The organism is Streptomyces sp. NBC_00045 (genome assembly GCF_045041095.1).
Lineage (GTDB): Bacteria > Actinomycetota > Actinomycetes > Streptomycetales > Streptomycetaceae > Streptomyces.
Window position 1 is genome coordinate 5822530 of sequence record NZ_CP108271.1, and the last position, 23688, is coordinate 5846217.

Annotated in this window: 18 protein-coding genes and 1 rRNA gene; 14 read left to right on the top strand and 5 right to left on the bottom strand. The window is 69.2% G+C overall.

What is annotated here, in order from left to right:
• Window positions 1-159: 159 nt before the first annotated feature.
• From eccB to OHA65_RS27455, 4 genes are all read left to right on the top strand, one after another.
• A complete protein-coding gene (gene eccB, locus OHA65_RS27440) occupies window positions 160-1770 on the top strand; it encodes a type VII secretion protein EccB (protein ID WP_328763907.1) in 1611 nt (536 codons plus the stop codon).
• Between the two features lie 17 nt (window positions 1771-1787).
• Entirely contained in the window at window positions 1788-3038 is a 1251-nt protein-coding gene (gene mycP / locus OHA65_RS27445; protein WP_329316430.1) for a type VII secretion-associated serine protease mycosin, read from the top strand.
• A gap of 213 nt (window positions 3039-3251) precedes the next feature.
• On the top strand, window positions 3252-3587 hold the full coding sequence (locus OHA65_RS27450; RefSeq protein ID WP_030859748.1) for a WXG100 family type VII secretion target: 336 nt from the start codon (window positions 3252-3254) through the stop codon (window positions 3585-3587).
• A 56-nt stretch (window positions 3588-3643) separates the two neighbouring features.
• Window positions 3644-3952, top strand: coding sequence for a WXG100 family type VII secretion target (locus OHA65_RS27455; RefSeq protein WP_327278852.1), 309 nt, complete (start codon window positions 3644-3646; stop codon window positions 3950-3952).
• 88 nt (window positions 3953-4040) lie between these two features.
• On the opposite strand, the gene OHA65_RS27460 is transcribed toward OHA65_RS27455, so the two are convergent.
• The 3 genes from OHA65_RS27460 to eccCa all read right to left on the bottom strand — a co-directional run bounded on the left by OHA65_RS27460 (window position 4041) and on the right by eccCa (window position 9094).
• Entirely contained in the window at window positions 4041-4286 is a 246-nt protein-coding gene (locus OHA65_RS27460) for a DUF397 domain-containing protein (RefSeq protein ID WP_030303613.1), read from the bottom strand.
• A gap of 93 nt (window positions 4287-4379) precedes the next feature.
• The gene (locus OHA65_RS27465) at window positions 4380-5033 is read right to left on the bottom strand and encodes a hypothetical protein (protein WP_327278853.1); all 654 of its coding nucleotides are present in this window, start codon (window positions 5031-5033) and stop codon (window positions 4380-4382) included.
• Window positions 5034-5128: 95 nt separating this feature from the next.
• The gene (gene eccCa / locus OHA65_RS27470) at window positions 5129-9094 is read right to left on the bottom strand and encodes a type VII secretion protein EccCa (protein WP_327278854.1); all 3966 of its coding nucleotides are present in this window, start codon (window positions 9092-9094) and stop codon (window positions 5129-5131) included.
• Window positions 9095-9301: 207 nt separating this feature from the next.
• On the opposite strand from eccCa, the gene eccD reads away from it, so the two are divergent.
• The 6 genes from eccD to OHA65_RS27500 all read left to right on the top strand — a co-directional run bounded on the left by eccD (window position 9302) and on the right by OHA65_RS27500 (window position 16473).
• Window positions 9302-10819 (top strand): type VII secretion integral membrane protein EccD, encoded by a 1518-nt coding sequence (gene eccD / locus OHA65_RS27475; RefSeq protein WP_329314672.1) that lies wholly within the window; start codon window positions 9302-9304, stop codon window positions 10817-10819.
• Between the two features lie 173 nt (window positions 10820-10992).
• Window positions 10993-11280: a 30S ribosomal protein S15 gene (gene rpsO, locus OHA65_RS27480; RefSeq protein ID WP_030859744.1), complete on the top strand. Its 288-nt coding sequence runs from the start codon at window positions 10993-10995 to the stop codon at window positions 11278-11280.
• A gap of 297 nt (window positions 11281-11577) precedes the next feature.
• Complete coding sequence (locus tag OHA65_RS27485) at window positions 11578-13800, top strand: polyribonucleotide nucleotidyltransferase (RefSeq protein WP_327285809.1); 2223 nt, start codon at window positions 11578-11580, stop codon at window positions 13798-13800.
• On the top strand, window positions 13797-15176 hold the full coding sequence (locus OHA65_RS27490) for a pitrilysin family protein (RefSeq protein ID WP_327278856.1): 1380 nt from the start codon (window positions 13797-13799) through the stop codon (window positions 15174-15176). The genes OHA65_RS27485 and OHA65_RS27490 overlap by 4 nt, the downstream gene beginning before the upstream one ends.
• 75 nt (window positions 15177-15251) lie before the next feature.
• The gene (gene dapB, locus OHA65_RS27495; RefSeq protein ID WP_327278857.1) at window positions 15252-16007 is read left to right on the top strand and encodes a 4-hydroxy-tetrahydrodipicolinate reductase; all 756 of its coding nucleotides are present in this window, start codon (window positions 15252-15254) and stop codon (window positions 16005-16007) included.
• A 19-nt stretch (window positions 16008-16026) separates the two neighbouring features.
• Window positions 16027-16473 carry a hypothetical protein gene (locus OHA65_RS27500; protein ID WP_327278858.1) on the top strand — a complete coding sequence of 149 codons (447 nt, stop codon included), beginning with the start codon at window positions 16027-16029 and terminating at the stop codon, window positions 16471-16473.
• A gap of 88 nt (window positions 16474-16561) precedes the next feature.
• Here the strand turns inward: OHA65_RS27500 and OHA65_RS27505 are convergent, their stop codons facing one another.
• Window positions 16562-17128, bottom strand: a complete 567-nt coding sequence (locus OHA65_RS27505) for a PH domain-containing protein (protein ID WP_327278859.1) — start codon at window positions 17126-17128, stop codon at window positions 16562-16564.
• Between the two features lie 47 nt (window positions 17129-17175).
• On the bottom strand, window positions 17176-17436 hold the full coding sequence (locus tag OHA65_RS27510) for a hypothetical protein (RefSeq protein ID WP_327278860.1): 261 nt from the start codon (window positions 17434-17436) through the stop codon (window positions 17176-17178).
• Window positions 17437-17682: 246 nt separating this feature from the next.
• On the opposite strand from OHA65_RS27510, the gene thyX reads away from it, so the two are divergent.
• The 4 genes from thyX to OHA65_RS27530 all read left to right on the top strand — a co-directional run bounded on the left by thyX (window position 17683) and on the right by OHA65_RS27530 (window position 23490).
• Window positions 17683-18423, top strand: a complete 741-nt coding sequence (gene thyX, locus OHA65_RS27515; protein WP_054220976.1) for an FAD-dependent thymidylate synthase — start codon at window positions 17683-17685, stop codon at window positions 18421-18423.
• A 248-nt stretch (window positions 18424-18671) separates the two neighbouring features.
• The gene (gene dapA / locus OHA65_RS27520) at window positions 18672-19571 is read left to right on the top strand and encodes a 4-hydroxy-tetrahydrodipicolinate synthase (protein WP_327278861.1); all 900 of its coding nucleotides are present in this window, start codon (window positions 18672-18674) and stop codon (window positions 19569-19571) included.
• A 117-nt stretch (window positions 19572-19688) separates the two neighbouring features.
• Complete coding sequence (locus OHA65_RS27525; protein ID WP_327278862.1) at window positions 19689-21374, top strand: ribonuclease J; 1686 nt, start codon at window positions 19689-19691, stop codon at window positions 21372-21374.
• A gap of 591 nt (window positions 21375-21965) precedes the next feature.
• Window positions 21966-23490: ribosomal RNA gene (locus OHA65_RS27530) — 16S ribosomal RNA — on the top strand.
• Window positions 23491-23688: the final 198 nt, after the last annotated feature.

The window sequence follows — 23688 nt, forward strand, 5'->3', positions numbered from 1 at the left end:
CCCCTGATTGGTGGGGCCCGGAAGGCAGTGAGCGGCAGCCTCACCCTACCCGGCCCGTGGGCACCCTCCGTCAAGAGGCATAGTAGGTCTGCAGTCCGACAATCGAGGCTCGGGGGACCGTACTCACCGACCGGGCCGTGCGGGGAGAAGCAGACGGTCATGGCATCACGACGTGATGAACTCAACGCGTACACCTTTGCGAAGCGGCGCACGGTGGCCGCGTTCCTCCAGCCTTCCGCCACGGGATCCGAAGAGGGCGCGCCGCGTCCGCTGCGCGCGGTCCTGCCGGGTCTGGTGGCGGGGGCGCTCGTACTGGCCGGGTTCGGTGCCTGGGGGATGTTCAAGCCGCAGGCGCCCAAGGGTTGGGACGAGGCCGGTACCAAGGTCATCGTCGGCAAGCAGTCGACGACCCGCTACGTGGTGCTGACGACCAAGGTGAACGGCAAGGACCAGACCCGGCTGCACCCCGTCCTCAACCTCGCTTCCGCCCGGCTGCTCCTGGATCCGCAGAAGTTCAAGGTCATCCAGATCGACGACAAGATCCTGGACGCGGGCAAGCCGCCGCGCGGGCCCATCATCGGCATCCCGTACGCCCCCGACCGGCTGCCGGCCCCGCAGGACGCGGGCAAGGCCAAGCGCTGGGCCGTCTGCCAGGCACCGGGCGGCAACGGCAAGACCGTTCAGACCGCGACGTTCGTCCTCGCCGACCGCGAGGCGGGGCTGATGGACGACGCCCGCAAGGTCACCGACAGCCAGATGCTGTACGTGCAGAGCACGGGCGGGGCCAAGGAGCGCTACCTGATCGACGCCACGGGGACGAAGTACAAGTTCCCCGAAGGCGGCGCGGACGCCGGGAAGATGACCAACGCGCTGGTCGGCAGCACCGGCGCCACCCCGCAGCAGGTCACCCAGGCGTGGCTGGACACCCTCAACTCCGGGGACGACCTGGCCTTTCCGCAGCTGCCCGCCGCGGCCGGCACGAAGGCCGACGTCCAAGGCCTGACCACCGCCGACAACAAGGTCGGCATGGTGCTGAAGGCGCAGACCGGCTCCGGTGCGCAGCACTACGTCGTCCTGCCCGGGAAGGTCGCCCCGGTCTCCGACTTCGCCGCGTGGCTGCTGATCTCGGCGCCCGCGACCGACGGCCTCAACATGCACGGCAAGCCCCGCGAGGTCGACCTCCAGTCGCTGAACCCGGACGCCACGGCGTTCAAGGGCGAGGCCAAGTGGCCGCAGAAGAAGTCCGACCGCATCAACCAGACCGGTGCCGCGGACCCCGCGCAGGGCACTGCCGCACCGGGGGCCGCTCCCCAGGGCGCCGCCGCCCGCGACACCGTCTGCAACGTGTTGCGCTCGGTCGACGGACAGGGCAACCAGACGCTGAGCACCTGGGCCGGAACCGGTTTCCCCATCGACATCACCGCCAGCGGCACCAGCGCGTACGTCACGCCGGGCTCGGGGCTCCTGTACACGCAGGTCCAGGGCAGGCAGACGACGGCGGGCGGAGCCCTCTTCCTGGTCACCGACACCGGTCTGCGGTACGCGGTGCAGGCCAACGGGGACAGTGACGCCGAGAAGTCGAAGATCGGCGCCCCCGACCAGCCGAACGGCCAGGGCGCCGCGGACGGCCGTCCCGAGGCCAGCCAGGCACAGATCCGGCTCGGCTACGGGACCGTGACACCGGCCATGGTGCCCATCGCGTGGTCCGAGTTCCTCTCGAAGGGGCCGCGCCTGGACACCAACTCCGCACGCCAGCCCCAAGGTTCGTGAGGACGCCGCCGATGCCCATGCCCTCGTACGCGCGCAGCGCACTCGTCAGCGCCGTGCTCGCCGTCACCGCCCTGTCCGGTACGACCGCCGCGGCCGCAGCCGCACCGCACCCGGAGCCCGTCCGTGCACCGGCCCTGGACCTCGCGGGCGCCGGCGAGTGCACCTTCCCCATGAAGAAGCAGATCGCCGACCGCCCCTGGGCCCTTCAGCGGCTGCTGCTCGACGCGCTCTGGGCGCAGACCAAGGGCAAGGACAAGAGCGGCAAGCCCGTCCGTGTCGCGGTCATCGATACCGGCGTCGACCGTGCGAACCCGCAGCTCAGCGGTGCCATCGACGTCGGTGCGGGCAAGGACTTCATCGACCCCAAGGGCGGGGACGGCACCATCGACACGGTCGGCCACGGCACGAAGGTGGCCGGTCTGATCGCAGCCCGGCCGCAGGACGGCACCGGCTTCGTCGGTCTGGCCCCGGACGCCACCATCATCCCGATCCGGCAGAACGACGGGCAGGGCAAGGGCAACGCCCAGTCGCTGGGCCAGGCGATCGACCAGGCAGTGGCCAAGGGCGCCCAGGTCATCAACATCTCCCAGGACACCGACGTTCCCCTGACCGCCGACTCCGACCTCGGCAAGGCCGTCCAGCGGGCCGTCGACGCGAAGGTCGTGGTCGTGGCCTCGGCGGGCAACGACGGCATGAGCGGCGAGAAGCGCAAGACCTACCCGGCGGCCTTCCCCGGCGTCCTCGCCGTGGCGGCCTCGGACCGCAACAACGAGCGGGCCGCCTTCTCCCAGCCCGGCGACTTCATCGCAGTGGCCGCGCCCGGCGTGGACATGGTCTCCACCGTCCCCGGCTTCGGCCAGTGCATCGACAACGGCACCAGTTTCTCCGCGCCTTACGTCGCCGGGGTCGCCGCCCTGCTGCGCGCGAAGCACGAGGACTGGACCCCGCAAGAGATCATCTGGCAGATCGAGGGGACCGCCGAGCGCTCGGTCAACGGCCGTGACGACTACGTCGGATGGGGTGTCGTCGACCCGGTGCGGGCGGTCACCCAGGACCACGAGCGTCCCAAGGCCCCCGTCCCGGACCCCGGACCGCCCCCGGCGGCCGCCCCCGAGGCGGCGGCGCTGCGGATGACGGAGACCGTGCAGGAGCGCGAGGAGCGGTTCGGAACGTACGCCCTCGGCATCGCGGGCGTGCTGATCGCGGTCATCACGGGCGCGGCGACGGTGGTGCGCGACGCCCGCAAGCGCCGCGGCCGTTTGCAGTGAACCGTCACAGTTCATCAACGGAAACGGCCTGCCGATGTTGGGACCGTCAGATGAACTGGCTAGAGTGACACCAGGCTTCACGACTGTGATCGGGGGATCGCGTGAGGCGGAGGGGGAATTCCGGGACGCGTGACTCACATCCGCGCCGGGAACCTCCCTTCCGCTGCGCAATCCGCCGGTTCTGCCGGCGAATTGAGAAGTGAGGAGCTTCGGATGAGCAATTTCGGACTCGCAGACGATCCGATCGTCCAGGCGAAGAACAAGATCGAGACGACGGCCCGTGCCGTCACCACCCAGTCCCGCGAGCTGGCTGACATCCTCGCCACGGTGAGCGCCGGCTGGACCGGTGTGGGTGCCTCGGGCTTCGTTTCCGCCCAGACGGTCGTCAACGAGGACCACGACGAGATCCGTCGTCTGCTCGGCGTTCTGCACAACGCGGTCGCGCAGACCAAGAACCTCAGCAACGCGCAGGACGACGACGTGCGTGCGGCGTTCAAGACGGTGCAGGCCGGCGCGGGCCAGGGCGGCTCCGGCCTCAACGGCATCTGACCTGCCTTTTTTGCGTCGTTCCCCACTTAGCTCAGCTCAGCGCGAAGGAGAAGAACATGGCTGGTTCCGACGGCCACACCAAGGTCCGGTATGAGAGCGTCCAGGAGATGGCGAACCGCATCCGCGTCGTCTCGAAGAAGATCATGACGGACCTGGAGGAGATGGACCAGGCCCTGAAGGTCGTCACGGACACCTGGGACGGTGAGGCGCACCAGGCGTACGTCACGCTCCAGGGCAAGTACAAGGGCAAGGCCGACCACATGCACAATCAGCTGGAGCAGGTCGCCCAGCTGATCGAGCGCGGCAAGGGCGACTACCGCGCCACCGACGTGAAGGCCTCGCGCCTGTTCACCGAGGCCTACTGACCCCGGTCGGCCGCAGCCGCATGCGGATACGGGGCGCGCCCGCACCGGGCGCGCCCCGTCGCCGTATCCCGGCCCCGGCGTACGGGCTTCAGCGCGGGCCGCGGTCCAGGTCGAACTCCCCGTCCCTGGCGCCGAGTACGAACGCCTCCCACTCGGCCGCCGTGTAGCGCAGGACGGTGTCCCGGTCGAGCGAGGACCGCATGGCCACCGCGCCCTCGGGCAGCCGCGCGATCTCGACCCGCTCCTCGTCGGGGCTGGTCCCGGGCGGGCCCTCCCACTCCACGCCGCTGATGTCGAGCGCGTACAGCTCGTCCTTCTCCTGCTGGGTGCCCATGTGCGGCCTTTCCCTCGGCGGTGCGGTGCTCCCGCGGTCTTCGCTGCCGATTATCGGTGCTGCGTGCGGGGGCGGGGGAGTGTTTCCCCTCGATCACCCCGGTACCTGGCCGGCGAGGGCCCGGGCGAGGCCCTCGACCTGGCCCCGGCTGAGCCCGCTGTGCCCCGCGTCCCCGGCGGTCAGCAGCAGCGAAGCGTCCCCGTTGCCATCGAGTTCGAGCCGTACGGCCGCCACGTTGCCGCTCGTGACCAGGACGGGCGTACCCGCCTCCGCCGCGGCCGCCGCCTCACTGAACGGGATCAGCCCGTCGGGCCCCACACCGGCCGCCTTCGAGACCACGGGGAGCAGCACGGACAGCGCCCGCGGCCTGCGCGTCGCGACGGTGTGCACCTCCAGGTCCTCCCGGCCGATGTGGAAGACGCAGCTCACCACCCCTCCGGGATTGCGGGCGAAGGGCCCGTTCGGGTCGGATCCCCCGTCGGTCTCCCCGGAGATGGCGGCCAGGTCGGCGGTGGCGTACCCCGGGCCCGCGTCCCCGGTGACCCCGGCGGCTTCGGCCGCTTCGGCGAAGTCGTAGGGCAGGGGGCAGTCGATGCCGCCCTCGGGGTCGACCGCGTCGGCGATCTCCCGCAACTCGTCCACGCTCAGGGCGTCGCCGCCCGTGCAGCCGCTCAGCAGGAACGCGGCGGCCACCACGGCCACGGCTGCCGCGGACCGGCGGCCGCGCTCTCTCCGACGACGTATCACGATGCGTTCAGCCTCTTTCGAAGGATCATGGGGTGATCGGGCCACGATACGGGTGCGGGGCCGGTCGCCCGGCCCCGCCTCCTCGTGTCCGTCTCCTACATCCCCGGCATCCGTCCCAGCTGCACGAGGGACGTGCCCCGCTTGCGCGAGGAGAAGTACGCCCGGCCCGGCGGCATCGGCCGGGGTCGGACGTTGCCGATCAGGTCACCCTCGGACGGATCGCCCGACAGGACCACGCCCTGCGCGCCGAGCTCCTTGAAGCGCTGCATGAACGGCTCGTACAGCGAGCGCGAGGCACCGGCCGAGTTGCGCGCGATGATGAAGCGCACACCCGTGTCACGGGCGAACGGCAGGAACTCCACCAGCGGGGCCAGGGGATTGCCCTGGCTCGTGGCCACCAGGTCGTAGTCGTCGATGATGATGAACACGTCCGGGCCGGTCCACCAGCTGCGGTCGCGCAGCTGCTGCGGGGTGACGTCGGTCGGCGGCTGCCGCCGCGAGAACACGCCGCCCAGCGCTTCCATGTGCGTTTGCAGGGAGCTCGCCATCGGCGCGTACTCCAGCAGGTGCTCCTCCGGCAGTGCCCCGAGCAGGCTGCGCCGGTAGTCGCCGACGACGAGGCGGGCCTGGTCCGGGGTGTACCGCTCCGCGATCTGCTGGCAGATCAGCCGCAGCAGGTTCGTCTTGCCGGACTCGCTCTCGCCGAACACGAGGAAGAACGGGTCGCTCTCGAAGTCGACGAACACGGGCTCCAGGTCCGTCTCGTCGATGCCTATGGCCAGCCCGCGGCCGGGCTGGTCCCCGCCCCGGGGCAGCTGGTCGGCGTGCAGCAGCCGCGGCAGCAGCCGTACGCCGGGAGCCGCGGCCCCCGCCCAGTTCTGCTTGACCGCCGACACGAAGGCGGCCGTGGCCTCCGACAGGTCCTCCGGGTCGTGCGCTCCGTCGATCCGCGGCAGCGCGCCCAGGAAGTGCAGCTTCTCCGCCACCTGGCCGCGGCCCGGCATCCCGGTCGGCACGTTCGCCGCGACCTTGCGGTCGAACTCGGAGTCCATGACGTCGCCGAGCCGCAGCTCCAGCCGGTTCAGCATCTGGTCCTTGAGCGCGGCCCGTACCTCCATGTACCGCGCCGCCGTGATCACCACGTGGATGCCGTAGCCCAGACCGCGCGAGGCGATGTCCGTGACCACCGGCTCAAGGCCCTCGTACTCGGTCCGGAAGCCGCCCCAGCCGTCGATGACGAGGAACACGTCGCCCCACGCCTCGCCGGGCAGGTCGCCCGCCGCCCGCCGCCGCCGGTAGGTGCCGATCGAGTCGATGTTGTTCGCGCGGAAGAACTCCTCGCGGCGGTTGAGGATGCCGCCCACCTCGGCGACCGTACGCCGCACCCGTTCCGGGTCCAGGCGCGAGGCGATCCCGCCGACGTGCGGCAGCTCGGCGATCGACGACATGCTGCCGCCACCGAAGTCCAGCCCGTAGAACTGCACCTCGCGCGGGGTGTGCGTCAGCGCGAACGAGGAGATCAGCGTCCGCATCAGCGTCGACTTGCCCGACTGCGGACCGCCGACGACCATCATGTGGCCCGCCGCACCCGAGAAGTCCCGGTACAGCACCTCGCGCCGCTGCTCGAACGGCTTGTCGATCAGGCCGAGCGGCACGACGAGCCCGCCGGGCCGCGTGTACCCCTCCGCGTGCAGACCCCGCTCCGTCGACGGCGCCAACGCGGGCAGCAACTGGTCCAGCGGCGGGGCCTGGTCGAGCGGCGGCAGCCACACCTGGTGCGCCGGCACCCCCTGGCCCTCCAGCCGGCCCACGATCACGTCCAGCACCGTGTCCGCGAGGGCGTCGTCCTCCTTCTCCGCCTGCGCCGCCAGGTACGCCGGGTCCGGCGCCGCGTACACGACCGGCACCGGCACCGCCGTGAACAGCGCGGGCCGCCGCTCCACCGGGAACAGGCCGACCGACAGGTCAGGCCCGCTCGAACGGTAGGTGCCCGAGACGTACGCCGCCTTGAAGCGCGTCATCTCGTCCGTACCGAACTTCAGGTAGCCCGAACCCGGCACCGACGGCAGGTGGTACGCGTCCGGCACGCCGATCGCCGTGCGCGACTCCGCCGCCGAGAAGGTCCGCAGACCGATCCGGTACGACAGGTACGTGTCCAGCCCGCGCAGCTTGCCCTCCTCCAGGCGCTGCGAGGCCAGCAGCAGGTGCACGCCCAGCGAACGGCCGATGCGGCCGATCTGGATGAACATGTCGATGAAGTCGGGCTTCGCGGTGAGCAGCTCGCTGAACTCGTCGATGACCAGCACCAGCGAAGCCAGCGGCTCCAGCGGGGCACCCGCCGCGCGCGCCTTCTCGTAGTCGTGGATGTTCGCGTAGTTGCCCGCCGAGCGCAGCAGCTCCTGGCGGCGCTGGAGCTCGCCGCGGATCGAGTCGCCCATGCGGTCGACGAGGGTGAGGTCGTCCGCCAGGTTGGTGATGACCGCGGCCACGTGCGGCATCTGCCCCATGCCCGTGAAGGTCGCACCACCCTTGAAGTCCGCGAGGACGAAGTTCAGCGTCTCCGAGGTGTGCGTGACCGCCAGGCCCAGCACCAGCGTGCGCAGCAGCTCCGACTTGCCGGAACCGGTCGCACCCACGCACAGGCCGTGCGGGCCCATGCCCTCCTGCGCCGCCTCCTTCAGGTCCAGCATGACCGGCGTGCCGTCCTCGCCCACACCGATCGGCACGCGCAGCCGCTCACCGGCGGAGCGCGGTCGCCAGGTCCGGGCCACGTCGATCGAGGCCGCGTCGCCCAGGTTCAGCAGATCCGTGAAGTCCAGGTTGGCCAGCAGCGGTTCGTCGTCGTCGCCGCCACCCGTGCGCAGCGGCGCCAGCTGTCGCGCGAGCGCCTCCGCCGCGGGCAGCGACAGCGTGTCCGGCACGCCCTCCCACGCGATCCCCCCGCCCGACTCCAGCCGCAGCCGGCCCGGCCGCACCACGACCGACAGCCCGCCGCGCGGCTCGTCCAGCTCGCCCGCGACCACCTCGACGATGGTCACGCCCTGCAGCCCCTCGGCCGCCGCGAACGCCGAGTCCGGCGGCACGAGGCCGCCGCGGGAGTTGGCGTCCAGCACGACGACCAGGTGCGGCTGGTCCAGCACCGGGGACACGTCCCGGCTGAACCGCGGCCGCCCCTCCAACCGGGGAGCCAGCAGCCCCTCCAGCTCGGTCAGGTCATCGCTGAACAGCCGCTTCGTACCGGCCCCGTCGACCTGCCCCGGCACCTGCGTGTGCGGCAGCCACTTCGTCCAGTCCCACGAGGGCACCGCGCCCGGCGCGGCCACCACGGCCACCACCAGGTCCTCCGGGGAGTGCAGCGTCGCCAGCTGCGCCACCAGAGCCCGCGCCGCCCCGCGCGCCGACTCCGGCTCCCCGGACACCGCCACGTGGTAGAACGCCCGCAACGACACCGCCACCGGCAGCCCGTCCAGCGAGGAGTGCACCTTCAGGAAACGCTGCATCGCACCGGCGGTCAGCGGCTCCAACTCGTCCACCGGCGCCGTGTCCGGCGCCACCAGCGGAGTCGACAGGCGCTGCGCGCCCAGCCCGAGCCGGGCCTGCCCGAAGTCCTCGTCGCCGACGCGCCGCTCCCACAGCCGCGAACCCTCGGCCACCACCGACCACAACTGCTCGGGAGCCGGGTGCAGATACAGCTGCGCGTCGCGCTGCGCCCGCGCCGTCCTGCGGACCTGACGGCGGGTCTGCGCCAGATATTTCAGATAGTCCCGGCGCACGTCGGCCATTTGCCCCTGCGTACCGCGCCGGTGGCGCACCAGCTGGGCCAGGACCATGCCCACCGTGGACACCAGCATCAGCACACCCATGATGCGCATGAAGGGCGCCGCACCCGGCATGAAGAAGAAGACGACCGACGAGCCCATGCCGAGCATCGGCAGGAGCTGCATCAGCATGCCCTCCTGCTGCCCCCGCGGGAGCTCCGGCGGAGCCTCCAGCCTCAGCTCGTCCGAAGGGACTTCGGGCGGCAAGGACCGCGGCGGGCGTTTGACGACGATCTGACTCACCGGAGCATCAATCCCTCGAAAACGGACGGGACGTCGCAACCGGCGCCCCCAAGTCCCGGGCGCGAAGGGGGTCTCCCCTGCGCGACGGTGATCCTACTTGCCGACAGTCATGCATACTCCCGGTAGGGTGGCCCGCGCAGTATGCGCATCCGCGAATCCAAGGCGACGGCCCATGCACCCGCTTCGCCAACCAGGGGGGTCACACAGGTGAGTACGGCCGCAGCGACGGGTTTCTGCAGGGTCACCGTCGTGGCTCCCGACAGCCGCATCGACGTCGCCCTCCCCGAGGACATCGCCGTCGCTGACGTCTACCCCGAACTCCTGCGCCTCACCGGGCAGACCCAGCCCGTCGGCGCCCCCACCGGCTTCCACCTGGTCCGCCGCGACGGAACGGTCCTCGACGGCGCCCGCACCCTCGCCGCCCAGCAGGTCCTCGACGGCGAGGTGCTCAGCCTTCGCCCGTTCGCAGAGTCGCTGCCGCCCGCCGTCTTCGACGACGTCTCCGACGCCGTCGCCTCGGCCGTCGTCCGCGACCGCCACCGCTGGAGCGACGACATGCTGCGCGGCGCGGGCCTGGCCGGCGCCGCCCTGCTGCTCGTCCTGCTCGGCTTCGTCCTCTGGTACGCCGACCCGGTCCGCCACGACATGCACGGACTGCCCGGCATCATCGCCGGCGCCACGGGCGTGCTCCTGACCGCCGCCGCCGGAGTGCGCGCCCGGGTCTACCGCGACCGCGGCTCCGCCGTCGCCCTCGGCCTCGGCGCCCTCCCGCACCTGCTGATCGCCGGCTCCGGCATCATCGCCGCGGCCGCCGGCGAGGGACCCGGCCGGCTGCAGTTCCTGCTCGGCTGCGTCTGCGTCCTGGTCGCCTCCGTCGCCCTGGTCGCGCTCACCCCCAACGGGGACGCCCCCTTCGTCGCGGCCACCTTCCTCGCCACCACCGGCACCCTGGCCACCTTCGTCGCCATCGTCACCGAGGCCTCCGCCACCGCGACCGCCGCCGTCTGCGCCCCCGTCGCCATCGGACTCGTCGCCTTCCTGCCCGGCCTCTCCGCCCGCTTCGCCCGGCTGCCCATCGGCTACGCCGCCCCGCAGAGCGCCACCGATGAGTACATCGACTACGCAGGGACCCCGGACCGCTACGAGACCGAGCCGTACGGCGACCCGTCGACCCCCGAGCAGCACGAGGCGGGCACCCCGCTCGACGCCGAGGCCATCGCGGCCCAGGCCCGCCGCGGCCACGAGATGCTGCTCGGCCTGGTGGGCGGCTGCGCCGCGGTCGCCGTCGGCTCCGCCGCCGTCCTCGGCTTCTCCGACAACACCTGGGGCCGACTGCTGGCCCTCGCCACCGGGCTGGCCATGCTGCTGCGCGCCCGGCTCTTCCGCTACACCTCCCAGGTCGTGTGCACCCTGGTCGCCGGCCTGGCCGCCATCGCCCTGCTGATCCTGGGCCTGGCCCTGCACCCGCCGGTCGACCTGGTCCGGGAGCTCGTCCAGTACCACGACCGCGGCGGCCTGGACCTCCGTACGATCTGGCTCTCCGCCGCCGTCGCCGCCGGCGCGGCCCTCCTCGCGGGAATTGCGCTTGTCATCCCCCGCAAGGGCCTGTCACCCTTCTGGGGACGGCTGCTCGACCTCACCGAGGCGGCAGTACTGCTCAGTCTCGTCCCGTTGGCACTCGCCGTGCTGGACGTGTACGCCCGGGCCCGCGCTCTCACCAGCTGAGACAGGGGCCGCGCGGCAGCCTGGTACGCTGTGTGACGGCCGTTTGTGTACGCGCCCCCGGAAACCTTCTGGAGGCTGCGCTCAGCGGACCCCGCCTCCCGAGTTACGGAAGATCCCCAGAGAATTCGACCTGGGGCACTCGGTGGCCACGAAGACATATACGAGGAGTACGCGTGTCGCTCGACGCCGCTACGAAGAAGCAGATCATCGCCGAGTTTGGTGCCAAGGAGGGCGACACCGGCTCCCCCGAGGTCCAGGTCGCCATGCTGTCCAAGCGCATCTCGGACCTGACCGAGCACCTCAAGACCCACAAGCACGACCACCACTCCCGTCGTGGTCTGCTGATCCTGGTCGGCCAGCGTCGCCGCCTGCTGCAGTACCTGGCCAAGAAGGACATCCAGCGCTTCCGTGCGCTGGTCGAGCGCCTCGGCATCCGCCGCGGTGCGGCCGGCGTCAAGTAAAGACGCTGTGAAGGGAGCGGTTCCCACACTGAGGGGGCCGCTCCCTTTGCTGTACGTGCTGTCGCTCTACGTGCGGGACGTACCGGACGCTTTGTAGTCTGGATGCACGTGCACAACTGAAGAGGAGGAGCGCCCTCCCTACGCCGCCGGTCCTCGGTAGTGGTACCCGGAAGGCCCCAGGGGCCCCGAACCGGGTACTTCGATCGAAGACCGGCCCGCACGCAAGGAGCGCTTCTCCGCAACCGTCCGCAGCCACACGGGCAGCGGACGGAGACGACGAAAATGGAGAAAACGCTAGTGGAGAACGAGACCCACTACGCCGAGGCCGTCATTGACAACGGTTCCTTCGGCACCCGCACCATCCGCTTCGAGACGGGCCGTCTGGCCCGCCAGGCCGCCGGCTCCGCCGTTGCCTACCTGGACGACGACACGATGGTGCTTTCCGCCACCACCGCGTCGAAGAAGCCCAAGGACCAGCTCGACTTCTTCCCCCTGACGGTGGACGTCGAGGAGCGGCAGTACGCGGCCGGCAAGATCCCCGGCTCCTTCTTCCGCCGCGAGGGCCGGCCCTCCGAGGACGCGATCCTCACCTGCCGCCTGATCGACCGCCCGCTGCGCCCGTCCTTCAAGAAGGGCCTGCGCAACGAGATCCAGGTCGTCGCCACCATCATGGCGCTGAACCCGGACCACCTGTACGACGTCATCGCGATCAACGCCGCGTCCGCGTCCACCCAGCTGGCCGGCCTGCCCTTCTCCGGCCCGATCGGCGGCGTCCGCGTCGCGCTGATCCGCGGCCAGTGGGTGGCCTTCCCGACGCACACCGAGCTTGAGGACGCAGTCTTCGACATGGTCGTCGCGGGCCGCGTCCTGGAGGACGGCGACGTCGCGATCATGATGGTCGAGGCCGAGGCCACCGACAAGACCATCGCCCTGGTCAAGGACGGCGCCGAGGCGCCGACCGAGGAGATCGTGGCTGCCGGCCTCGACGCCTCGAAGCCCTTCATCAAGGCCCTCTGCAAGGCCCAGTCGGACCTGGCCGCCAAGGCCGCCAAGCCCGAGGGCGAGTTCCCGGTCTTCCTGGACTACCAGGACGACGTGTACGAGGCCCTCGCGGCCGCCGTCAAGGGCGAGCTCTCCCAGGCGCTGACCATCGCGGGCAAGCAGGACCGCGAGGCCGAGCTGGACCGCGTCAAGGAGATCGCCGCCGAGAAGCTCCTCCCGGCCTTCGAGGGCCGCGAGAAGGAGATCTCCGCCGCCTACCGCAGCCTGACCAAGGCCCTGGTGCGCGAGCGCGTCATCAAGGACAAGGTCCGCATCGACGGCCGCGGGATCACGGACATCCGTACCCTCGCCGCCGAGGTCGAGGCCATCCCGCGCGTGCACGGCTCGGCGCTGTTCGAGCGTGGCGAGACCCAGATCCTGGGCGTCACCACCCTCAACATGCTCCGCATGGAGCAGCAGCTGGACACCCTTTCCCCGGTGACCCGCAAGCGCTACATGCACAACTACAACTTCCCGCCGTACTCCGTCGGTGAGACCGGCCGCGTGGGCTCGCCCAAGCGCCGCGAGATCGGCCACGGCGCGCTCGCCGAGCGCGCGATCGTGCCGGTCCTCCCGACCCGCGAGGAGTTCCCGTACGCGATCCGTCAGGTGTCCGAGGCCCTCGGCTCCAACGGTTCGACGTCCATGGGCTCGGTCTGCGCCTCCACCATGTCGCTGCTGAACGCCGGTGTGCCGCTGAAGGCCCCCGTCGCCGGTATCGCCATGGGCCTGATCTCCCAGGAGATCGACGGCAAGACGCACTACGTCGCCCTCACCGACATCCTCGGTGCGGAGGACGCCTTCGGCGACATGGACTTCAAGGTCGCCGGCACCAAGGAGTTCGTGACCGCCCTCCAGCTGGACACCAAGCTGGACGGCATCCCGGCCTCCGTCCTGGCCGCGGCCCTCAAGCAGGCCCGCGACGCCCGCCTCCACATCCTCGACGTGATGATGGAAGCGATCGACACGCCGGACGCCATGTCCCCGTTCGCCCCGCGGATCATCACCGTCAAGATCCCGGTGGACAAGATCGGTGAGGTCATCGGCCCCAAGGGCAAGATGATCAACCAGATCCAGGAGGACACCGGCGCCGAGATCACGATCGAGGACGACGGCACCATCTACATCGGTGCCTCCGACGGCCCGGCCGCCGAGGCCGCCCGCGCCACGATCAACGCGATCGCCAACCCGACCATGCCGGAGGTCGGCGAGCGCTACCTGGGTACGGTCGTCAAGACCACCACCTTCGGTGCCTTCGTCTCCCTCATGCCGGGCAAGGACGGCCTGCTGCACATCTCGCAGATCCGCAAGCTCGCCGGTGGCAAGCGCGTGGAGAACGTCGAGGACGTGCTCGCGGTCGGCACCAAGGTCCAGGTCGAGATCGCCGAGATCGACCAGCGCGGCAAGCTCTCGCTGGTCCCCGTGATCGACGGCGAGGCCGCCGGTGACGACGCTGACAAGGACGACTCCGACAAGTGACGTCGCGTAGTTCCCGTGTGACGGCCCGCCCCTCTTCGGAGGGGCGGGCCGTCGCCCGTACCCAAACCCTCCTCAAGGGGGAGAACGGCATCGGCACCGTCCGGCGCACCGTCCTCCCCGGCGGACTGCGCATCGTCACCGAGACGCTGCCCTCGGTCCGCTCCGCCACCTTCGGCATCTGGGCGCACGTGGGCTCCCGGGACGAGACGCCCACGCTCAACGGTGCCACGCACTACCTGGAGCACCTCCTCTTCAAGGGCACGCACAAGCGCAGCGCCCTCGACATCTCCTCCGCGATCGACGCGGTCGGCGGCGAGATGAACGCCTTCACGGCGAAGGAGTACACCTGCTACTACGCCCGGGTGCTCGACACCGACCTGCCGCTGGCCATCGACGTCGTCTGCGACATGCTCACCGGCTCGCTGATCCGCGAGGAGGACGTCGACGCCGAGCGCGGCGTCATCCTCGAAGAGATCGCGATGACCGAGGACGACCCGGGCGACTGCGTGCACGACCTGTTCGCGCACACGATGTACGGCGACACCCCGCTGGGCCGTCCCGTCCTGGGCACCGTCGACACGATCAACGCCCTCGGCGCCGACCGGATCCGCCGCTTCTACAAGAAGCACTACGACCCCCGCCACCTGGTGGTCGCCGCGGCCGGCAACGTCGACCACAACAAGGTCGTCCGCCAGGTCCGTGCCGCCTTCGAGAAGGCCGGGGCCCTCACCCACACCGACGCCGAGCCGATCGGCCCGCGCTCCGGAGCCAAGCGCATCCGCACCTCCGGCCGCGTCGACCTAGTGGGCCGCAAGACCGAGCAGGCCCACGTGGTCCTCGGCATGCCCGGCCTCGCCCGCACCGACGAGCGCCGCTGGGCGCTCGGCGTGCTGAACACCGCCCTCGGCGGCGGCATGTCCTCCCGCCTCTTCCAGGAGGTCCGGGAAAAGCGCGGCCTGGCCTACAGCGTGTACTCGTACACCTCGGGCTTCGCCGACACCGGGCTCTTCGGCGTGTACGCGGGCTGCCGCCCGAGCCAGGTCCACGACGTGCTCCGGATCTGCCGCGGCGAACTCGACAAGGTCGTCTCCGAGGGGCTCACGGACGAGGAGATCAAGCGGGCCATCGGCCAGCTGTCCGGCTCCACCGTCCTCGGCCTGGAGGACACCGGCGCGATCATGAACCGCATCGGCAAGAGCGAGCTCTGCTGGGGCGACCAGATGTCCGTCGACGACATGCTGGCCCGGATCGCCGCCGTGACCCCGGACGACGTCCGCTCGGTCGCGCGGGACGTACTGGCCCAGAGGCCGTCGCTCGCGGTGATCGGTCCGCTGAAGGAGAAGCAGGCCGCCCGCCTCGACGAAGCGGTGGCCTGAGACCCTGACACCCCGAGGCCGGGCACCGGCCGCCGCCGGCCGGTGCCCGGCCCGTACGACAGGAAGCGAAGAAGCATGAGCAGCAAGCTGCGGGTAGCGGTTCTCGGCGCCCAGGGCCGCATCGGCTCCGAAGCGGTCAAGGCCGTCGAGGCCGCCGAGGACATGGAGCTGGTGGCCGCCCTCGGCCGCGGCGACAAGATGGAGACGGTGGTCGAGGCGGGCGCGCAGGTCGCCGTCGAGCTGACCACCCCCGCGTCGGTCATGGGGAACCTGGACTTCCTCGTCGGCCACGGGATCCACGCCGTGGTCGGCACCACCGGCTGGACCGAGGAACGCCTCGCCCAGCTGGACACCTGGCTCGCCGGCTCCCCGCAGACCGGTGTGCTCATCGCCCCGAACTTCTCCATCGGCGCCGTCCTCACCATGAAGTTCGCCGCCCAGGCCGCCCGCTACTTCGAATCCGTCGAGGTCGTCGAGCTGCACCACCCGAACAAGGTCGACGCCCCCTCCGGCACGGCGACCCGCACCGCGCAGCTGATCGCGGCCGCCCGCGCCGAGGCCGGCCTCGGCGCGCAGCCCGACGCCACCGCCACCGCCCTGGACGGCGCGCGCGGCGCGGACGTCGACGGCGTCCCGGTGCACGCGATCCGCCTGCGCGGTCTGCTGGCCCACCAGGAGGTGCTCCTCGGCGGCGAGGGCGAGACCCTGACGATCCGTCACGACTCCCTGCACCACAGCAGCTTCATGCCGGGCATCCTGCTCGGTGCGCGCCGCGTCGTGCAGCACCCGGGCCTCACGTTCGGCCTGGAAAACTTCCTCGAACTCGGCTGATGAGCAGGCAGTAGTACCCATGCGCGCGAAGATCACTTACTTCCTCACGGCCGCAGTCCTGGTCGTCTACTTCGTCCTGGTCGGCAGCCGGGGGGTGATGCTGATCCAGCAGGGCACCGCGCTGACCGTGACCTTCGGTGTGGCCGTGCTGATCCTGCCGGTCATCGGCGTCTGGTTCCTCTGGAAGAACACGCAGTTCGTGACGAAGGCGAACCAGCTCGCGACCGAGCTGGAGGCCGAGGGCGGACTGCCCGTCGACGAGCTGGAGCGGGACGAGTACGGCCGGATCCTGCGGGATTCCGCCGACGAGGTCTTCGCACGCCGCAAGGCCGAGACGGAGGACGCGCCGGGGGACTGGCGCAGCTGGTTCCGCCTCGCCGTCGCCTACCACGACGCCCGCGACACCCCGCGGGCCCGCAAGGCCATGCAGCGGGCCATCGCCCTGCACGGCGGACCGCGCGGCTAGTCGGGGCGCCCGTCGCGGGCGCGTGAGCGGCGGAAGCCCGTACAGGAACGGATCCTGTACGGGCTTCCCGGTATTGCGCGCGTGCGGGTCAGGCGGGCACGGCCCGGTACTCGTCGGCCCAGGCCTCGACCATGTCGGCGGCCCGGTCGAACGCCTCGGTCCGCGACAGGAAATCGGCGCTGTGGTCGGTCAGCAGCACCGGCAGCTCCGCGCCGTCGCGCCCGGCCGCCGTCAGGGCCTGCCCCTGCACGGTCCGCGGCAGCCCCAGCCAGCGCACCGGCTGCTGGACGGTACGGACCTCGGTGATCTCGTTCCAGTTGACCGAGCGGGTCCGGAAGAAGCCCACCCTGCGAAGTCCCGCGGGGCTCACCCAGACGCCCGCCATGAGGATCCGTACCGCCGACCCGATCACGCCGAGTGCGGCGGCCAGGCAGAAACCGGCGCCGGTCCAGGCACCCGCGAACGCGATGATCATCGTGGCCAGCAGCATGAACGCGGCCAGCAGGAGCAGCAGGGCCGCGCCGGCCACCCGCCACGGCCCCGGCCGGTACGGCCGCCGCCAGCGGTCGGGGTCCTCGTGGGCGAGTACGTCGTCGCCGGCACTGTCTTCGTGCGCGTCGAACGCGCGGTCGGCCGTCAAGAAGGGCAGGGGCACGGCTGTACCTCACTCACATGCACGTTCGGTTGGGCTTGCCCGTGAGGCTACCGCCCTTGGGAGGCCTCCGACTGCTGCGACTTGGCGGGCTGGTGGGGCTGGAGTGATGGCATGCCGAAGAGAAGGGAGCCGACGAGCCCTGCCACCACGGTCAGCCCGACCAGACTACGGGCGGCCAACTGGGGCGTGCTCAGACGCTCGCGTGGCGGCGGGGTGACGTTACTGCGGAAACGGTCGGCCTCGGCGACGAAGGCGAACGGGACGGGTTCGCTGGGGGTACCGCCCAGCGGTAGCTGGGGGAGGAACATGGAGCGACTCTCCTCACGGTCAGGCCCATGGGGCGGCGGGAACGGGTGCGCTTGGCGTGTACCCGTGAAGACGTACGGGCCGCCCAATCCGTGCCTGAATTCGGGACATTAACCAAATTTTATGGCTGGGTGTCAGCTGAAAGGGTGGCCCGGTCGCCTCCCGGAGCCCGTTGCCCGTGCACGGCGAGCACTGGGGCGCGCCGTAGAGTGGGCGCGCCCCATGTGAGACGTTCGGAAGGACCCCCGGTGAGCGAGACCGCCGCTTCAGACCTGAAACCCAGCTTCCGCAGTGATGTCACGGTGGAGCTGGTGAAGCACTCCGCCGCCGACTCCGACGTGCTGTGGGCCGCCCGTGTCTCCACGGCCGGCGAGCAGTCGCTCGAAGAGCTCCAGAAGGACCCCGAGCGCTCCAAGGGCCTCATCAACTACCTGATGCGGGACCGCCACGGCAGCCCGTTCGAGCACAACTCGATGACGTTCTTCATCAGCGCCCCGATCTTCGTCTTCCGCGAGTTCATGCGGCACCGCGTCGGCTGGTCGTACAACGAGGAGTCGGGCCGCTACAGGGAGCTCGAACCGGTCTTCTACGTCCCGGACGCCGAGCGCAAGCTCGTCCAGGAGGGCCGCCCGGGCAAGTACGTCTTCGTCGAGGGCACCGCGGCCCAGCAGGAGCTGACGGGCCGGGTCATGGAGGACTCGTACCGTCAGGCGTACGAGGCCTACCAGGAGATGCTGGCGGCGGGCGTGGCCCGCGAGGTTGCCCGTTCGGTCCTGCCGGTCGGACTTTTCTCCTCGATGTACGCGACCTGCAACGCGCGCTCGCTCATGCACTTCCTCGGCCTGCGCACGCAGCACGAGCTCGCGACCACGCCGTCCTTCCCGCAGCGGGAGATCGAGATGGTCGGCGAGAAGATGGAGCAGCACTGGGCCGCGCTCATGCCGCTGACGTACGCCGCGTACAACGCGAACGGCCGCGTCGCCCCGTAAGGCCCGGTCCGTCCCCATGGGGACGGGTGAACCCGTGGGGTACAGATGTGCGGAGTCAAGTCCGAAGTGTCCGTATTGCCACGTTTCGTAAAGTTCATCTAGGCTGATCAAACGGACCCGGCACTGCTTGAACCCCCGAGCAGGCAGTGCCGGGATCCAACAGTCCTCCCGGCCCGGCGCGGGAGCCACACCCCGTTGACGTCCCCCGAGGGGACACTGCGAGCATGGCAGCGAGTAGCGTGTTACCCATGGCTCCGATCTCGACTCCGCAGACCCCCTTCGGGCGGGTCCTCACCGCCATGATCACGCCCTTCACGGCGGATGGCGCACTCGACCTCGACGGCGCGCAGCAGCTCGCCGTCCACCTGGTGGACGCAGGCAACGACGGCCTGATCATCAACGGGACCACCGGCGAGTCCCCGACCACCACCGACGCGGAGAAAAACGACCTCGTACGAGCCGTCCTGGAAGCCGTGGGTGACCGTGCCCACGTCGTCGCCGGCATCGGCACCAACGACACCCGCCACACCCTGGAGCTCGCCCGCCAGGCCGAGCGCACGGGCGCACACGGCCTGCTCGCGGTGACCCCGTACTACAGCAAGCCGCCGCAGGAAGGCCTCTACCGGCACTTCACGGCGATCGCCGACGCCACCGGGCTCCCGGTGATGCTCTACGACATCCCCGGCCGCAGCGGTGTCCCGATCAACACCGAAACGCTGGTCAGGCTCGCCGAGCACCCCCGCATCGTGGCCAACAAGGACGCCAAGGGCGACCTCGGCCGTGCCAGCTGGGCCATCGCCCAGAGCGGACTCGCCTGGTACTCCGGCGACGACATGCTGAACCTGCCGCTGCTGTCCGTCGGCGCCGTCGGCTTCGTTTCCGTGGTCGGCCACGTGGTCAGCCCCGAGCTCCGCGCGATGCTCGACGCGCACCTGGGCGGCGACGTCCAGAAGGCCACCGAGATCCACCAGAAGCTGCTGCCCGTCTTCACCGGCATGTTCCGCACCCAGGGCGTGATCACCACCAAGGGAGCCCTGAACCTGCAGGGCCTGCCCGCGGGCCCGCTGCGGCTCCCGCTGGTCGAGCTCACGGCCGAAGAGACGGCCCAGCTCAAGATCGATCTTGCCGCCGGCGGGGTACAGCTCTGAAATAAGACTTCACAACTGAACAAGCAAAACGAACAAAACAGACGAATGCAAGTGCACGAATGACATGCGCGCCACGTGCCTTACGAGGTACGTGGCGTGTGTGGTGAGGAGACACTTTTGAGCCATCCGCATCCTGAACTCGGTGCGCCGCCGAAGCTCCCCAAGGGCGGCCTGCGCGTCACCCCGCTGGGCGGTCTCGGCGAGATCGGCCGCAACATGACCGTCTTCGAGTTCGACGGCCGCCTGCTGATCGTCGACTGCGGCGTTCTCTTCCCCGAAGAGGAGCAGCCGGGCATCGACCTGATCCTGCCGGACTTCTCGTCCATCCGGGACCGGCTCGACGACATCGAGGGCATCGTCCTCACGCACGGTCACGAGGACCACATCGGCGCCGTCCCGTACCTCCTCCGGGAGAAGCCGGACATCCCGCTGATCGGTTCCAAGCTGACGCTGGCCCTCATCGAGGCCAAGCTCCAGGAGCACCGGATCCGCCCCTACACCCTTGAGGTGAAGGAAGGCGACCGGGAACACCTCGGACTCTTCGACTGCGAGTTCATCGCGGTCAACCACTCCATCCCGGACGCCCTGGCCGTCGCCATCCGCACCCCCGCGGGCCTGGTGGTGGCCACCGGTGACTTCAAGATGGACCAGCTCCCGCTGGACAACCGCCTCACCGACCTGCACGCCTTCGCGCGTCTGAGCGAAGAGGGCATCGACCTCCTCCTCTCGGACTCGACGAACGCCGAGGTCCCGGGCTTCGTCCCGCCCGAGCGCGACATCTCGAACGCCATCCGCGGCGTCTTCGCCGGGGCCCAGAAGCGGATCATCGTGGCGAGCTTCGCCAGCCACGTCCACCGCATCCAGCAGATCCTGGACGCCGCGCACGAGTACGGCCGCAGGGTCGCCTTCGTGGGCCGCTCGATGGTCCGCAACATGGGCATCGCCCGTGACCTGGGCTACCTGCGCGTCCCGGCCGGTCTCGTCGTCGACGTGAAGACCCTCGACGACCTGCCGGACGACGAGGTCGTGCTGGTCTGCACGGGCTCCCAGGGCGAGCCGATGGCGGCCCTGTCCCGCATGGCCAACCGCGACCACCAGATCCGGATCGTCCCCGGCGACACCGTCATCCTGGCGTCGTCGCTGATCCCGGGCAACGAGAACGCGGTCTACCGCGTGATCAACGGCCTGACCCGGTGGGGCGCCAACGTCGTGCACAAGGGCAACGCCAAGGTGCACGTCTCGGGCCACGCCTCCGCCGGCGAGCTGCTGTACTTCTACAACATCTGCAAGCCGCGGAACCTCATGCCGGTCCACGGCGAATGGCGCCACCTGCGTGCCAACGCCGAGCTCGGCGCCTTGACGGGTGTCCCGAAGGACCGCATCGTCATCGCCGAGGACGGCGTGGTCGTCGACCTGATCGACGGCAAGGCCCGCATCTCCGGCAAGGTCCAGGCCGGCTACGTGTACGTGGACGGCCTCTCGGTCGGCGACGTCACGGAAGCCTCGCTCAAGGACCGCCGGATCCTCGGCGACGAGGGCATCATCTCGGTGTACGTCGTGGTGGACAGCACCACCGGCAAGGTCGTCAGCGGCCCGAACATCCAGGCCCGCGGCTCCGGCATCGAGGACTCGGCCTTCTCGTCGGTCATCCCGAAGATCGAGGAAGCCATCGCCCGCGCCGCGGCCGACGGCGTCGCGGAACCGCACCAGATCCAGCAGCTCATCCGCCGGACCATGGGCAAGTGGGTCTCGGACGGCTACCGCCGCCGCCCGATGATCCTCCCGGTCGTCGTCGAGGTCTGACCCTCGCCGTAGCGCCGTCACCGGAGCGGGGCAACCGGATTTGCGTCCGGGGGCCCCGCTCCAGTACGTTTACGTCTCCACCTCGCACAACACCCCGGCACACACGTGTGCCCGGACGTGTGCCGCGCGAGCGGGTGGGATTCGGACCCAGGGAGACCTGATAAAGTCTGATCCACCCGAAAGGGAAAGGCCCTCCAACAGCCGCCGAATTCAAATCGATCCGGAAACGGAGCGGAAAGAATCTGGTAAGGTTGGAATCGCCGGAAAGGGAAAACGCGAAAGCGAAGGACCTGGAAAGCGAGCGGGACTGACTCTGATAGAGTCGGAAACGCAAGAACGAAGAACGAAAGCCCGGAGGAAAGCCCGAGAGGGTGAGTACAAAGGAAGCGTCCGTTCCTTGAGAACTCAACAGCGTGCCAAAAATCAACGCCAGAAGTTGATACCCCGTCCACTTCGGTGGATGAGGTTCCTTTGAAAAAGTCCTGTCTTTCGGGGCAGGCAACAACACAGCGAGGACGCAGTGGACGGTCGGTCATATTCCGACATGATCGTCCCGCTCTAAGTGCGTGTGCACCCGATTACGGGTAAACATTCATGGAGAGTTTGATCCTGGCTCAGGACGAACGCTGGCGGCGTGCTTAACACATGCAAGTCGAACGATGAAGCCCTTCGGGGTGGATTAGTGGCGAACGGGTGAGTAACACGTGGGCAATCTGCCCTTCACTCTGGGACAAGCCCTGGAAACGGGGTCTAATACCGGATAATACTCCTGCCTGCATGGGTGGGGGTTAAAAGCTCCGGCGGTGAAGGATGAGCCCGCGGCCTATCAGCTTGTTGGTGGGGTAATGGCCCACCAAGGCGACGACGGGTAGCCGGCCTGAGAGGGCGACCGGCCACACTGGGACTGAGACACGGCCCAGACTCCTACGGGAGGCAGCAGTGGGGAATATTGCACAATGGGCGAAAGCCTGATGCAGCGACGCCGCGTGAGGGATGACGGCCTTCGGGTTGTAAACCTCTTTCAGCAGGGAAGAAGCGAAAGTGACGGTACCTGCAGAAGAAGCGCCGGCTAACTACGTGCCAGCAGCCGCGGTAATACGTAGGGCGCAAGCGTTGTCCGGAATTATTGGGCGTAAAGAGCTCGTAGGCGGCTTGTCACGTCGGATGTGAAAGCCCGAGGCTTAACCTCGGGTCTGCATTCGATACGGGCTAGCTAGAGTGTGGTAGGGGAGATCGGAATTCCTGGTGTAGCGGTGAAATGCGCAGATATCAGGAGGAACACCGGTGGCGAAGGCGGATCTCTGGGCCATTACTGACGCTGAGGAGCGAAAGCGTGGGGAGCGAACAGGATTAGATACCCTGGTAGTCCACGCCGTAAACGTTGGGAACTAGGTGTTGGCGACATTCCACGTCGTCGGTGCCGCAGCTAACGCATTAAGTTCCCCGCCTGGGGAGTACGGCCGCAAGGCTAAAACTCAAAGGAATTGACGGGGGCCCGCACAAGCAGCGGAGCATGTGGCTTAATTCGACGCAACGCGAAGAACCTTACCAAGGCTTGACATATACCGGAAAGCATTAGAGATAGTGCCCCCCTTGTGGTCGGTATACAGGTGGTGCATGGCTGTCGTCAGCTCGTGTCGTGAGATGTTGGGTTAAGTCCCGCAACGAGCGCAACCCTTGTCCTGTGTTGCCAGCATGCCCTTCGGGGTGATGGGGACTCACAGGAGACCGCCGGGGTCAACTCGGAGGAAGGTGGGGACGACGTCAAGTCATCATGCCCCTTATGTCTTGGGCTGCACACGTGCTACAATGGCCGGTACAATGAGCTGCGATACCGTGAGGTGGAGCGAATCTCAAAAAGCCGGTCTCAGTTCGGATTGGGGTCTGCAACTCGACCCCATGAAGTCGGAGTTGCTAGTAATCGCAGATCAGCATTGCTGCGGTGAATACGTTCCCGGGCCTTGTACACACCGCCCGTCACGTCACGAAAGTCGGTAACACCCGAAGCCGGTGGCCCAACCCGTAAGGGAGGGAGCTGTCGAAGGTGGGACTGGCGATTGGGACGAAGTCGTAACAAGGTAGCCGTACCGGAAGGTGCGGCTGGATCACCTCCTTTCTAAGGAGCACAGTACCGATTGCAGACAAACGTTCTGCACGGTCAGCTCATGGGTGGAACGTTGATTAGTTGGCACGGTTTCCAAAACTCTCTGTAAGTACTGCTTCGGCGTGGAACACAGTGAAGTGGAGGGGATCGTGCTTGGCACGTTGTTGGGTCCTGAAGGTACGGCCGTAAGGTCATGTCTTCAGTGCCGGC